10 protein-coding genes are annotated in these 13,222 nt (G+C 67.6%); 5 read left to right on the top strand and 5 right to left on the bottom strand.

Translation table 11 applies throughout. The features are described 5' to 3' along the window. Position 1: 1 nt before the first annotated feature. On the bottom strand, positions 2-1,312 hold the full coding sequence (locus NX774_RS07595; protein ID WP_258821577.1) for an O-acetylhomoserine aminocarboxypropyltransferase: 1,311 nt from the start codon (positions 1,310-1,312) through the stop codon (positions 2-4). 183 nt (positions 1,313-1,495) lie between these two features. Here NX774_RS07595 and NX774_RS07590 point away from each other — a divergent pair, with 183 nt between their 5' ends. Next, complete coding sequence (locus NX774_RS07590) at positions 1,496-1,948, top strand: CBS domain-containing protein (RefSeq protein ID WP_258821576.1); 453 nt, start codon at positions 1,496-1,498, stop codon at positions 1,946-1,948. 148 nt (positions 1,949-2,096) lie between these two features. Here the strand turns inward: NX774_RS07590 and NX774_RS07585 are convergent, their stop codons facing one another. Then, positions 2,097-4,328, bottom strand: coding sequence for a putative bifunctional diguanylate cyclase/phosphodiesterase (locus tag NX774_RS07585; RefSeq protein ID WP_258821575.1), 2,232 nt, complete (start codon positions 4,326-4,328; stop codon positions 2,097-2,099). Between the two features lie 202 nt (positions 4,329-4,530). Here NX774_RS07585 and aroC point away from each other — a divergent pair, with 202 nt between their 5' ends. Beyond that, entirely contained in the window at positions 4,531-5,622 is a 1,092-nt protein-coding gene (gene aroC, locus NX774_RS07580; protein WP_258821574.1) for a chorismate synthase, read from the top strand. Positions 5,623-5,629: 7 nt separating this feature from the next. Here the strand turns inward: aroC and NX774_RS07575 are convergent, their stop codons facing one another. Both NX774_RS07575 and NX774_RS07570 read right to left on the bottom strand, forming a co-directional pair. Next, on the bottom strand, positions 5,630-7,114 hold the full coding sequence (locus NX774_RS07575) for an HDOD domain-containing protein (protein WP_258821573.1): 1,485 nt from the start codon (positions 7,112-7,114) through the stop codon (positions 5,630-5,632). Between the two features lie 5 nt (positions 7,115-7,119). After that, positions 7,120-8,844: a putative bifunctional diguanylate cyclase/phosphodiesterase gene (locus NX774_RS07570; RefSeq protein ID WP_258821572.1), complete on the bottom strand. Its 1,725-nt coding sequence runs from the start codon at positions 8,842-8,844 to the stop codon at positions 7,120-7,122. Positions 8,845-9,115: 271 nt separating this feature from the next. Here NX774_RS07570 and NX774_RS07565 point away from each other — a divergent pair, with 271 nt between their 5' ends. The 3 genes from NX774_RS07565 (at position 9,116) to NX774_RS07555 (ending at position 12,201) form a co-directional block, all read left to right on the top strand. After that, entirely contained in the window at positions 9,116-10,798 is a 1,683-nt protein-coding gene (locus NX774_RS07565; RefSeq protein WP_258821571.1) for an isovaleryl-CoA dehydrogenase, read from the top strand. A 91-nt stretch (positions 10,799-10,889) separates the two neighbouring features. Then, entirely contained in the window at positions 10,890-11,540 is a 651-nt protein-coding gene (gene upp, locus NX774_RS07560) for a uracil phosphoribosyltransferase (RefSeq protein WP_258821570.1), read from the top strand. 457 nt (positions 11,541-11,997) lie between these two features. Further along, the gene (locus NX774_RS07555) at positions 11,998-12,201 is read left to right on the top strand and encodes a cold-shock protein (protein ID WP_036166698.1); all 204 of its coding nucleotides are present in this window, start codon (positions 11,998-12,000) and stop codon (positions 12,199-12,201) included. Between the two features lie 67 nt (positions 12,202-12,268). On the opposite strand, the gene NX774_RS07550 is transcribed toward NX774_RS07555, so the two are convergent. Continuing rightward, on the bottom strand, positions 12,269-13,183 hold the full coding sequence (locus NX774_RS07550; RefSeq protein WP_258821569.1) for a LysR family transcriptional regulator: 915 nt from the start codon (positions 13,181-13,183) through the stop codon (positions 12,269-12,271). Between the last annotated feature and the right edge of the window lie 39 nt (positions 13,184-13,222).

Below are 13,222 nucleotides of genomic sequence, written 5' to 3'. Positions count from 1 at the left end.
GTCATGCTCCTTTCTGCGACAGCTTGAGCGCGCGCGCCAGGTCTTCGATCAGGTCGGCCGGGTCTTCCAGGCCCACGGACAGGCGCATTGTGCCTTCCTGGACGCCGCTGGCGGCCAGCTGGTCGGCCGGCACGCGCAGGTGCGTGGTCGAAGCAGGGTGGATCACGAGCGACTTGGCGTCGCCCACGTTGGCCAGGTGCGAGAACACCTTCAGGCCATCGACGAAACGGCGCCCGGCGGCGCGGTCGCCCTTGAGGTTGAAGGTGAACACGGCGCCTGCTCCCTTGGGCAGCAGGGTCTTGGCGAGCTGGTAGTCGGGATGGGTGTCGAGCTCCGGATACGACACCGATTCGACCGCCGGGTGGCTAACCAGGAACTCGACCAGCTTGCGCGTGTTGGCCACGTGGCGCTCCATGCGCAGGCCCAGCGTTTCGATCCCCTGCAGGATCGCGAACGCGTTGTGCGGGCTCATGACCGCGCCGAAGTCGCGCAGGCCTTCGCGGCGCGCGCGCAGCGCGAACGCGGCCACCGTGGATTCTTCGCTGAACACCATGCCGTGAAAGCCCTCGTACGGCTCGCACAGTTCGGCAAAGCGCCCCGTGCGTTCGTACGCGCGCTGCCAGTCGAAAGTGCCGCCGTCCACCAGCAGGCCGCCCATCGCGGTGCCATGCCCGCACAGGAACTTGGTCGCGGAGTGGAACACGAGGTCGGCGCCGTGTTCGAGCGGCTGCAGCAGGTAGGGCGTGGTGAAGGTGGAATCGACCATCAGCGGCAGGTCGTGCGCATGCGCCAGTTCGGCCAGGCGCGGCACATCCAGCACGGGGAGGCCCGGGTTGCCGAGGGTCTCGCCGAACAGCACCTTGGTGTCGGGCCGGATGGCGGCGCGCCAGGCGTCGATGTCGCGCGGATCGACGAACGTGGTCTCGATGCCGAAGCGCTTGAGCGTGTAGGCCAGCAGGTTGTGCGAGCCGCCGTACAGCGCGCGCGAGGCGACGACGTGCGAGCCGGCGCCGGCGATGGTGGCAAGGCCGATGTGCATGGCCGCCTGGCCGCTGGCGGTGGCAATGCCCGCCACGCCCCCTTCCAGCGCCGCGATGCGCTCTTCCAGCACCGCGTTGGTCGGGTTGGAGATGCGCGAATAGACGTCTCCCGAGCGCTCCATGTTGAACAGCGCCGCGGCGTGGTCGGAATCGGGCAGGGCGAACGAGGACGTGAAATAGATCGGCGTGGCGCGCGCGCCGGTGGCCGGATCGGGCGCACTGCCGGCGTGCAGCGACAGGGTGTCGAAGCCGGGATATTGGGGACCGCTCATGGCTGGCTCATCAATCAAGGACGGAAATGGGCCGCATCGTAGCATTTATTCATCACCCTGCGAGCCTCGACTTGCACTGATTTGGCGCAACGCTGGATTTTTTGTGGGGCATAGGCTAAATTGGTGTTGTATGAGATACAAAGAATTCAACGAAAGCAACCTCTTGCGGGCAGGGTGGATATCATGAAAGTGTCAGAGATTCTCCAGGTGAAGGGCAACATCCTGTACACCGTCACGCCCGAAACGCTGCTCGCGGACGCGGTCAGCACGATGTCGGAAAAGGACATCGGCTCGTTGGTGGTCATGGAATATGGCGACCTGGTCGGCATGCTGACTTTCCGCGAGGTGATCGCGGTGCTGGCCGCCAACGGCGGCTCGGTCGGCAACGGCACGGTGCGCCGCTACATGGACGACAGCCCGATCACCGTCACCCCCGACACCGAGGTCAACGAGGTGCGCCGCATGATGCTCGAAAAGCACGCGCGCTACCTGCCCGTGATGGACGCGCGCACGCTGCTTGGCGTGATCTCGTTCTACGACGTGGCACGCGCGGTGCTGGAAGCGCAAAGCTTCGAGAACCGCATGCTCAAGGCCTATATTCGCGACTGGCCGGCGGAGCAGGCGGCTGACGACTGACGCTAGCGGCTCAATACGTGCTGGTTGAACGCGTGGGCAGGGAAACCTGCCCACCCTACAAAGGCGGCCGCTTCACGTAGGGTGGGCAGGTTTCCTGCCCACGCGTTCAGCTGGCGCAAAGCCACCACCTTCTTATGCTTTATCCCGTCTAGGGCACGGCCAGCCAGCTGACCAGTTCATCCGGCGCCAGCGGACGCGAGAACAGGAAGCCCTGCGCCTTGCGGCAACCGAGCGCGCGCAGGATCTGCGCCTGGCGTTCGTCCTCCACGCCCTCGGCGATGATCGACAGGCCCAGGTTGCGGCCCAGCTGGATCACCATTTCCGCGATGCTGCTGCCGCGCGCCGAGCCGGTGATCTCGCTCACGAACGCGCGGTCGATCTTGAGCCGGTCCACCTGCAGCCGCTGCAGGTGCGACAGCGACGAAAAGCCCGTGCCAAAGTCGTCGATCGCGATCGACACGCCAGTGCGCTTGACCTGCGCCAGCATCTCGGCCAGCAGGTCGGGCTCTTCCATCGCCATCGATTCGGTAATTTCCAGCTCCACGTATTCGGCCGGCGCGCCGGTGTCCTGCAGCGCACGGCGCAGCATGTCGAGGAAGTGCGGGTGGCGGAACTGCACCTGCGACACGTTCACCGACATCGTGAAATCGACATGCCCCGCCTCGCGCAGGCGCACCAACTCGGCGCAGGCCTCGCGCAGCACCCATTCGCCGATCTCGGTGATCAGGCCCGAGTACTCGGCGATCGGGATGAAGCGGTCGGGCGGCACGTTGCGGCCGTCTTCCAGCCGCCAGCGCAGCAGCGCCTCGGCGCCGAACGCGCGCCCGGTCGCCAGGTCGACCTGCGGCTGGTAGGCCAGGTACAACTGGCCGCGCGCAAAGCCGCCGCGCAGGGCGTGCATCATGCGCACGCGCTCGCGGATTTCCACGCCCAGGCCGCGCGTGAAATAGAAATGGTTGGTGCCGTGCTTGCTTTTGGCGCGCTTGAGCGCGATGTCGGCGTCCTTGAGCGCGTCGGCGCCGTTGCCGTCATGCTCCGCAAGCCGCACCAGTCCCAGCGTGGCCGCCACCTGCACGTCCTGCCCGTCGATCGAGAACGGCGCCTCGAACAGGGCGGCGATGCGCGAGGGGACCACGGCGCTTGCGCTGCCCAGCACGCAGAACACGTCGCTGCCGATGCGCGCCACGGTCTCGCCGCTGGACAGGGCCGACTTGAGGCGCTCGGCCACCGCGGTCAGCAGGGCGTCGCCGAACTGGTGGCCCAGCGCGTCGTTGGTCTCGGCAAAGTGGTCGATGTCCACCAGCGCGACGATGGCCTCGGAGCGGAATGGTCCGTCCAGCGTGGCGTCGAGCAGCTCGACCAGCCGGGTGCGGTTAGGCAGCCCGGTGAGCGTGTCGTAGAAGGCCGACATGTGCAGGTGGCTGACCAGCTCGACGTTGTCCAGTCCCACCGCGACCACGCTGCAAAAAACTTCCAGCAGCTTGCGCTGGATCTCGCACATGGGCGCCGCCAGGCGCAGGCCGACCGAAAAGTCGCGTCCCGATTTGCCCGGGAAGTACAGCGCCAGGCGGCCGTCGGAAAACAGGTTGGTACGCTCGTCGAGCGCGCGCACGACCGCGTCGACGACGCTCGGGTCGTGGCGCGTGGCCGGCTCAAGTTCCAGGATATGGGCCCACGCGCCCGAACCGGCGATCACCTGCGGCAGCCCGGCGCCGGACCTGTCGCGCGCGCACAGCAGGCCATCGGCATCCTGCCCGAGCAGGGCGGCAAGCTGGGCCAGCACACCGCGCCCGAAGTCGCGCAGGCGATGCAGCGCGGTCAGCTCGGCGCCGGCGCGCACGATGCGTTCCATGCCGGCGCGGCTGGCCTGCAGGGCGCGGATCTGCTCGTAGGAGCGCACCGCCGCCGCCACGGCGGTGAACAGCTTGGTGCGGGTGAGCTCGGCCTTGGAGCGGTAGTCGTTGATGTCGTAGCCGCGGATCGCCTCCATCTCCGGCGCATAGCCCGGCTGGCCGGTACGCAGGATGATGCGCACGTCGGCGCGGCCAAGCGTCTCGCGCACGTGGCGCACCAGGTGCAGGCCGGCGTCGGCCTGTTCCATGACCACGTCCAGCAGGATCACCGCGATGTCGGCTTCGCGCTCGAGCAGGGCGCGGGCTTCGGCGGCGGAATGGGCGTGCAGGAATTCGAGCGGCCGCCCCTGCATCTCCAGGTTGGCAAGCGCAAAGGCGGTGGTGGTGTGGACGTCGGCGTCGTCATCCACCACGAGAATGCGCCAGGCCGGACCGCCGCCGCTGTCGCCGGCCTGCGGCGTCTCGGCCAGGAACTCGAGGTCGTCGCTGTCATCGATCGCGCTGGCGCGCGTTTTCGGTGCTGGCATCCTCGTGGTCTCCCTGGTTGGCTCGGCTTGGTGTTCCGGTTCAGTATAGCCAAATTGTATGCAAGCAAGTGAAGATCGTGGTCGAATTGTCAAAATATGTCCACAGGGCAACATATTTCTTGACGTAGGGGCAAAAAAAGCGCTAACCGGCCGACGGCCGCGGGCTGGTAGAATGTACGTTCCCTTTACGCATTTCTACATCATGTCCGGCAATACTTTTGGCAAGCTGTTTTCCGTTACTACCTTTGGCGAATCGCACGGGCCTGCGATCGGCTGCGTGATCGATGGCTGCCCGCCGGGGATGGCGCTGTCCGAAGCCGACATCCAGCCGGAGCTCGACCGGCGCAAGCCCGGCACCTCGCGCCACGTGACGCAGCGCCAGGAGGCGGACCGGGTCGAGATCCTGTCCGGCGTGTACGAGGGCGTCACCACCGGCACGCCGATCGCGCTCCTGATCCGCAACGAAGACCAGCGCAGCAAGGACTACGGCAACATCGCCGACACCTTCCGTCCCGGGCACGCGGACTATACCTATTGGCACAAATATGGCGTGCGCGACCCGCGCGGCGGCGGCCGCTCGTCGGCCCGGCTGACCGCGCCCGTGGTGGGCGCCGGTGCGGTGGCCAAGAAATGGCTGCGCGAGCACTATGGCACCGAAGTCCTGGCCTACATGAGCCAGCTCGGCGACATCGAGGTGCCGTTCGAGGGCTGGGAGCACGTGCACGCCAATCCGTTTTTCGCTGCCACCGGCGACGCCGCCCTGGTCGCGCGGATGGAAGAGGCGATGGACCAGCTGCGCCGCGCCGGCGACTCGATCGGCGCACGCATCAACGTGGTGGCCAGCCGCGTGCCGGTCGGGCTGGGCCAGCCGATCTACGACAAGCTGGACGCGGATATTGCCTACGCGATGATGGGCATTAATGCGGTCAAGGGCGTGGAGATCGGCGCCGGCTTTGCCTCGGTGTGCCAGAAGGGCTCGGAGCATGGCGACGAGCTGACGCCGCAGGGCTTCGTCGGCAACAACGCGGGCGGGGTGCTGGGCGGGATCTCGACCGGGCAGGACATCACGGTCTCGATCGCGATCAAGCCCACTTCCTCGATCCGCGTGCCGCGCCGCTCGATCGACAAGGAGGGCAACCCGGTGATGGTCGAGACCTTCGGCCGCCATGACCCCTGCGTGGGCATCCGTGCCACCCCGATCGCCGAGGCGATGCTCGCGCTGGTGCTGGCCGACCACGCGCTGATGCAGCGTGCCCAGTGCGCCGACGTGCGGGTGACGACCCCGAAAATCTGACCTCGATTCAGGCCCGGCTGGCGGCCACGTCGCGCTGCTCGCGCGGGTCGAGCGAACGTGCCAGCAGGGTGCGCAGGTCGTTGAGCAGCCCGAACTCGACCGGCCCGGGCGCGACTGCCTGCGCCGTGCCGCGCCAGTCGCCGTACAGGAAGCCGGCCGGGTCGCCGCGCACGCACAGCGGCAGGATCACGAACGCGCGCGCATCAAGCAGCGTGGCCTTCCACCACTGCGGCAGCTTGTTCGCAAAGCCAGGTGCGTGCGCATCCTCGATGAAGATCACGCGGTCGCTCTTGAGGGCGGCGTGGAACACCGTCGGCTCGTAGCCGTCGCCAAAGCGTAGCCCCGGGGCGAGCGCGTTGATGTCCTCGCCCAGGCCCATGCGCGCCAGGTACAGCGCCTCGCGCCGGTTGCGCAGGAAGGCGAAGCTGCGCGAAAAATCGAGCCCGCGGTGCATCGCCTCGAGCGCCAGTTCCACCATGCGCGTGCCGCCGCCCTGGGCGAGCGTTTCGCGCAGTTCGGCCGCGCCGGCCATCATGACGCGGTTGCCGGAGGCGCGCCGGCGTGCGCTGTCGGCCTGGCGCTCGCGCTTTTCCTGCGGGCGTGCCAGCGGGGCCACGGTCAGGTCGGCCGCCGCTTCCACCCGGGCCTGCGCGACCGCCTCCAGGATGCGGCGCGGCTCGATCCCCAGCATCGGACCGTAGGCGCCTGCCAGGCGCCGCACTTCGTCGGCGCCGGCCTCGTCGTCGTTCCACAGCGACTGTGCGCAGCGCGAGGACATGGTGCCGATTGCGGCCAGCCAGTCTTCGTGGCCGGCGCTGATCTGGCGCGCGGCCGGCGGCAGGCTGCGCATGCCGGCGACCAGGTTGCGCGGCAGTCCCCAGTGTTCGGCCGCCGCGCGCCCGATCGCTTCCAGCGACAGGCCCAGCAAATCCTGGGCGGCCGCGTCCTCGTGGCCGGCGCCGCGTTCCTGCAGCGCGCTCCAGCGCTCGGGCAAATAGAAGGTGACCATCATGCGGCCCAGCGAGTGCAGGATGGCGCACACCACGGCCGCCTCGGGGTCGCGCAGCGCGTGGTTGCCGGCCACCTGCTGCGCAACCATCCCGGCCAGTACCGCCTTTTCCATTTCGGCGTGGGCCTGGGCCGAATCGGGCCGGCTGCGCGACAGCTCCTCGACCAGCTTGAGCCCCAGCGCCAGGTGGCCGATGGTCTCGGTGCCAAGCACCAGCACGGCCTTGGAGACGGTGTCGATGCGCTGGCCGAAGGCGGCGTACATGCCGCTGTTGGCAAGGCGCAGCACGCGCTGGGTCAGCACCGGGTCGGACAGCACTGTCTGCGTCATCGAAAAATCGCGTTCGGCTTCGCCGCGCAGCGCGGCCAGCACCGCGCCCACCGCGCGCGTGAACCCGGGCATGTCGCCCTGGCGCCGCACGCGTTCCCACAGCAGGGCCAGGGTCGAGGCGGCGAGCGGCGAGCGGTCGGCGGGCTGGGTCATGGCGGTTACAGGCGCGATTCCGAGGGCATCAGCGCCTCGTACATGTCATCGTTCAGCGCCGCGATGGCCGCGTGCGGCGGCATCGGCTTGCCGGTCAGGTAGCCCTGCACGTAGTGGCAGCCGCGCTCGGCCAGGCATCCCAGCTGGTCCTCGGTTTCGACACCCTCGGCCACCACCGACAGGTCGAGGTGGCGCGCCAGGTCGAGCACGGCGTTGCAGATGGCGGCATCCTTGGATGAGCCGGGCAGGTCCTTGATGAAGGCGCGGTCCACCTTGAGCACCGAGATCGGGAAGCGCTTCAGGTAGGCCAGCGACGAGTAGCCGGTGCCGAAGTCGTCGATGGCGATGCGCGCTTCGCGCCCGGCCATGCGCTCGAGGATGGTCTCGGCGTGGGCCGGATCGACCATCAGCGTGCCCTCGGTGATCTCGAGCACCAGCTGGCGGCCCGGCATGCCGGAGATGGCCAGCGCCTCATCCAGCACGTCGAGGAACTTGTCGCTCCTGAACTGCCGCGGGCTGATGTTGACCGAGATGTACAGCTCGCGCCGCGCGGCCTGCTCGAATTGGCGCAGCTGCACGCAGGCGGCCTTGAGCGCCCAGGCGCCCAGCAGGTTGATCAGGCCATTGGTTTCGGCGATCGGGATGAAGCGCGCCGGCGGCACCATGCCGAGCGTCGGGTGCTTCCAGCGCATCAGCGTTTCGAAGCCCTCGATCTTGCGCGTGCGCGCGCTCACGATCGGCTGGTAGTACAGCAGGAACTCGCCTTCGCGCACCGCCGAGAACATCGCCGCCTCCAGCGAAATGTCGTGCGCCGGCGGGCCGTTGTCGCGCGCGCTGTACACCACGCAGCGCGACTTGCCGGTGGCCTTGGCGCGCGACATGGCGCAATCGGCCAGCGCCACCAGCCGCACCTCGTCCTCGGCATGGTCGGGGTAGAGCGACACGCCGACCGAGGCGCCGATGTAAATCGTATGTTCGTCGATCTCGAACGGCGACTGCAGCGCGGCCAGCAGGCGGCCGCTGACGAGCCTGACCTGCGCCTCGGTGTGGGTGCCCGGCAGGACGGCTACGAACTCGTCGCCGCTGGCGCGCGCCAGCGTGTCGCTGTCGCGCAGCGCGCGGCGCAAGCGGCCGGCGGCCATGCGCAGCACCTCGTCGCCCACCGCGTGGCCGAGCGCGTCGTTCACTTTCTTGAAGCCGTCCAGCCCGACGGTGGCAACGGCAAAGTTCTGGCCCGAGCGGCGCGCGTTGGCGATGATCACGCGGATGCGGTCCGACAGCAGCAGGCGGTTGGGCAGTTCGGTCAGCGCATCGTGGGTGGCCATGTGGCGCAGCCGCTCTTCGGTAGCGTGCTGCGCGGTCATGTCGCGGCCGATGACGAGCAGGGTGCTGTCGTCGGCCAGTCCCGGGCAGTTCGTGATGCGCAGCTCGAACCAGGTCTCGCGTTCATGCGAGCGCAGGCGCACTTCGACCAGCACCGGCTGCGGCCCGGCGAGCGCGTCGGCGATGGCGTTGCGCAGGGCAGGGCGGTCGGGTTCGGATACGAGGGCGGACAGCGCCGCCCCGCGCAGCCCGTGCGGCAGGCCGGCCAGCCGGATCGCGCCCGGGCTGGCGAAGCAGATCTCGCCGGTGGCGGCCAGCCGGAATGCGACGTCCCCGGCGGCTTGCAGCAAGCCGTCCAGCCCCGGTCGCAGGCCCTGCGTCGGCACAACCGATGAACTCGAGCGCATCGTTGGGATCCCCCATGGCCGCGGCGCCCATCGGCTGCACGCGGCATTCGGTAACGGCCAACCAAAACGAGTGTCCAATGTAGCACCCGAAGATTCCCTTAGGCATCAAAAAATCACAAGTCTCCGTGTGGTTTTCGCGCCGTTTTGATGTGGAGCAGCAACACCTTGCGCCCCCGCAGCGCCGGTCCGGGCAGGCCTTGCCTTGGTATCAACTTTCAGCTAGCCTGCTCCGACAGACCGCCGCGACGCGGCACGCCAACCAGGAGACGGCATGGACACGTTCGACACCCACGAGGTTTTCAACCAGGCCGCGCCGTTCGCGGACGTGAACCTGTTCACCTGCGACCCGGCGCTGCAGGAAGCGCTCGAGCGCGAAGGCGGCGGTTGGGCCGCCGGCGCGCTGGCGGCGCTGGGCGACAAGCTGGGGCGCGCCGAAACGCTCGACCTGGCGCGCCTGGCCAACGCCAACCCGCCGCGCCTGGTGCAGTTCGACCGCAGCGGCCGCCGCGTGGACGAGGTCGAGTTCCACCCCGCCTGGCACGCGCTGATGGCGCTGATGGTGGGCGCGGGCGCGCACTCGGCGCCGTGGGCCGAGCCCAGGGCCGGCGCCCAGGTGGCGCGCGCGGCCCAGTACCTGCTGTTCGGCCAGCTCGAAAACGGCGCCCAGTGCCCGGTGACCATGACTTACGCCTCGGTGCCCGCGTTGCGGCGCGAGGAGCGGCTGGCCAGCACCTGGCTGCCCAAGATCCTGTCGCGCGACTACGATCCGCGCGCGCTGCCGGTGGCGCAAAAGCGCGGCGCGCTGGTGGGCATGGGCATGACCGAAAAACAGGGCGGCACCGACGTGCGCGCCAACACCACGCGCGCCGAGCCGCTCGAGCCTGGCGCCGCGCGGGCGCGCTTTGGCGAGGACGGCGACGGCGCCTGGCGCATCGTCGGCCACAAGTGGTTCTTCTCGGCCCCGCAGGCCGACGCGCACCTGGTGCTGGCACAGACCGACGACGCCGGCAGCGCTGGGTTGTCCTGCTTCCTGCTGCCGCGCATTCTTCCCGATGGCACGCGCAACGCGATCCGCGTGCAGCGCCTCAAGGACAAGCTGGGCAACCGCTCGAACGCCTCGTCCGAGGTCGAGTTTCATGGCGCCGTTGGCTGGCTGGTGGGCAAAGTCGGGCGCGGCATCCCGACCATCCTCGAAATGGGCAGCCACACGCGCCTGGACTGCGTGATCGGCACCGCCGGCATCATGCGCGCCGCGCTGTGCCATGCGCTGCACCACGCGCGCGGGCGCGCCGTGTTCGGCCGCATGCTGGCCGAGCAGCCGCTGATGCAAAACGTGCTGGCCGACCTGGCGCTCGAATCCGAGGCGGCCACCGCGTTCGCGCTGCGGCTGGCGCGCTGCTTCGACCAGCAGGACGACCCGGCACAGGCGCTGCTGGGCAGGCTGCTCACGCCGGCCGGCAAATACTGGATCTGCCGGCGTGGCCCGGGCTTTGGCGCCGAGGCGATGGAAGTCGTCGGCGGCAATGGCTATGTGGAGGACGGCCCGCTGGCGCGCCTGTACCGCGAGTTCCCGGTCAATTCGATCTGGGAAGGCTCGGGCAACGTGATGTGCCTGGACGTGCTGCGCGCGCTCGGCAAGGCGCCGCTGGAAACGCATGCCGCCCTGGCGGCCGAGCTGGAGCCGGCGGCAGGCCTGGACGCGCGCTTTGATGCATTCGCCGGCAGCCTGCTGGACGACCTGGCCGCCATGCGCGTGGACGAATTCGGTGCGCGCGTGCTGGCCGAGCGCATCGTGCTGGCGGTGCAGGCGGGGCTGCTGCTGCGCTTTGCGCCAGGCTACGTGGCGCAGGCGTTCGTGGGCTCGCGCCTGCTGGCCGGGGCCGGTGGCGCTTACGGCCAGCTGCCCGAGGGCACCGATTGCGCGGCGATCCTGGCGCGCGCGCTGCCGGCATGAAGCACAAAATTCTTCGCCAAACTGAGGACAAACGGGCGCGCGGCTGGGATAATGCTGCGGATAAGCCACAACAACATCCCAGATGCCGATCATGAAACAAGACCCGCGCTTTCCCAACCTGTTCATCCTGAACCACCCGCTGATCCAGCACAAGCTGTCGCACATGCGCGAGCACGACACGTCCACGCGCACCTTCCGCGAGCTGCTGCGCGAGATCACGCTGCTGATGGGCTATGAGATTACGCGCGACCTGCCGCTGACCACCCGCAAGGTGCAAACGCCGCTCGAGACGATCGATGCGCCCGTCATCGCCGGCAAGAAGCTGGCCGTGGTGCCGATCCTGCGCGCGGGCGTGGGCATGAGCGACGGCCTGCTGGAGCTGGTGCCGTCGGCCCGCGTGGGCCACATCGGCGTGTTCCGTGACCCGGAAACCCACGAGCCGGTGGAATACCTGGTGCGCCTGCCGGACACGACCGACCGTACCTTCATCCTGTGCGACCCGATGGTCGCCACCGGCAACTCGGCCGTGCATGCGGTGGACGTGCTGAAGAAGCGCGGCGTGGCCGACGAGCAGATTATCTTCCTGGCGCTGGTGGCCGCGCCCGAAGGCGTGGCGGTGTTCCAGAAGGCGCACCCGAACGTGAAGCTGTACGTCGCTTCGCTCGACTCGCACCTGAACGACCATGCCTACATCGTGCCGGGCCTGGGCGACGCGGGCGACCGTATCTTCGGCACCAAATAACCACGGCGTCGTTTTGCCACCACGGTTGCCGGACGGTGCGGGCGGCTTTTGCTGACCGCTCCGTCCGGACCGCGCCTCGTCTCCCATCCCCCTGCAGCCCGTGTTCCCCCGTGCGCATCCAGTCGTGCGCCGTGTTTCTATCTTAATAGGCTAGAGTCTGCTTTGCCGTACCGCATAGAAACATGCGTATGATCGTTTGATCCATCGCAAATTTGACAAGTATCGATGGCCTATATTCTTCATACCGCCGACGCAAATGCAGCTCCGCGAGTTGGGTGTGAGAATTACGGAGTTTTGTATTAAATTTGCGAAAACCATGTACACGTGGTTTTTATCGGTATAATGAGGGATCGTTGGGTTCGAGGTAGTAGTGCAGTCTGTCTGTCATTTCTTTCTTGCTTCTTCAAACGATCTGAAAACGGACGAAAGTCCAACTTAACTGAAATAGGAAATTGTAATGGCAACTGGCATCGTAAAATGGTTCAATGACTCGAAGGGCTTCGGCTTCATCACCCCGGACGAGGGCGGCGAAGATCTGTTCGCTCACTTCTCGGCGATCCAATCGCAGGGCTTCAAGTCGCTGCAGGAGAACCAGCGCGTCTCGTTTGACGTGACCTCCGGCCCGAAAGGCAAGCAAGCTTCGAACATTCAGCCGCTGTAATGCTCGAATTTGCTTAGGCAAAGAAATCCTCGGAACTTCCGGGGATTTTTTTTTGCCTGTTCCATTTCTATTTCCCTTCAGAACTTCTCCAGTAATCCGGCCGGGCGTAGGCGCGGCGCAGGAAATCGACGAAGGCGCGGATGCGCAGCGGCAGGTGTCGGCGCTGGGGAAACACCGCGTAGATGTCGTTGCCCGGCGCCGAATACTGGTCCAGCACCGTGACCAGGCGCCCGGCCTCGATCTGCGCCGCCACCTCCCACATCGAGCGCCACGCCAGCCCCTTGCCGGCCACCGCCCAGTCGTGCAGGACGGCGCCGTCGTTGCACACCATGCTGCCGGCCACCTTCAGTGTCACGATCTTGCCCTTGTCGAGGAAGGTCCAGCCGCGCTGGCTGCCCTCGCTGCTGATGGCCAGGCACTGGTGGCGGGCCAAATCGGCCAGGGTGCGCGGGGCGCCGTGGCGCTTGACGTAGGCAGGCGAGGCGACGACCACCCGGTGGTTGTCGGCCAGTTTGACGCTCACCAGGTTCGAGTCCACCGGGCTGGCGATACGTATCGCCACGTCCACGCCTTCGCCGATCAGGTCCACGATGCGGTCGGACAGGTTCAGGTTGACGGTCAGGTCGCGGTGCTCGGCCAGGAAAGAGGGGATCAGCGGCGCCACGTGCTGGCGCCCGAAGCCCGCCGGCGCCGAGATCAACAGGTTGCCGGTGGCGTGCACGCTGCGTTCCGAGACTGCCGCCTCCGCCTCTTCCAACTCGCCCAGGATGCGCTGGCAATCCTCCAAAAACGCCGCCCCTTCGTCGGTCAGCGCCAGGCGGCGCGTGGTGCGCTGCAGCAGCTTGACGCCCAGCCGCGCCTCCAGCGCATCCAGGCGGCGCCCGATCATGGCCGGCGCAATGCCCTCGGCCCGCGCGGCGGCCGACAGGCTGCCCTTGGAAACGACCTCGACAAAGGTGGAAATCTGGCGAAATTTGCCCATCTGGATTTGATACAAAAAGTGAGAGATGAAGTGATCAAT

It is taken from the genome of Massilia agilis, from assembly GCF_024756255.1.
In the GTDB taxonomy this organism is placed as follows: Bacteria; Pseudomonadota; Gammaproteobacteria; order Burkholderiales; family Burkholderiaceae_D; genus Telluria; species Telluria agilis.
Note: the sequence above shows the minus strand (reverse complement) of the source record. Positions and strands in the feature narration are given on the sequence as shown.

Coding starts and splice junctions, on each gene's coding strand:
- NX774_RS07595 (WP_258821577.1), bottom strand. CDS start 1,312: ATGAGCGGTCCCCAATATCCCGGCTTCGACACCCTGTCGCTGCACGCC.
- NX774_RS07590 (WP_258821576.1), top strand. CDS start 1,496: ATGAAAGTGTCAGAGATTCTCCAGGTGAAGGGCAACATCCTGTACACC.
- NX774_RS07585 (WP_258821575.1), bottom strand. CDS start 4,328: ATGCCAGCACCGAAAACGCGCGCCAGCGCGATCGATGACAGCGACGAC.
- aroC (WP_258821574.1), top strand. CDS start 4,531: ATGTCCGGCAATACTTTTGGCAAGCTGTTTTCCGTTACTACCTTTGGC.
- NX774_RS07575 (WP_258821573.1), bottom strand. CDS start 7,114: ATGACCCAGCCCGCCGACCGCTCGCCGCTCGCCGCCTCGACCCTGGCC.
- NX774_RS07570 (WP_258821572.1), bottom strand. CDS start 8,844: ATGCGCTCGAGTTCATCGGTTGTGCCGACGCAGGGCCTGCGACCGGGG.
- NX774_RS07565 (WP_258821571.1), top strand. CDS start 9,116: ATGGACACGTTCGACACCCACGAGGTTTTCAACCAGGCCGCGCCGTTC.
- upp (WP_258821570.1), top strand. CDS start 10,890: ATGAAACAAGACCCGCGCTTTCCCAACCTGTTCATCCTGAACCACCCG.
- NX774_RS07555 (WP_036166698.1), top strand. CDS start 11,998: ATGGCAACTGGCATCGTAAAATGGTTCAATGACTCGAAGGGCTTCGGC.
- NX774_RS07550 (WP_258821569.1), bottom strand. CDS start 13,183: ATGGGCAAATTTCGCCAGATTTCCACCTTTGTCGAGGTCGTTTCCAAG.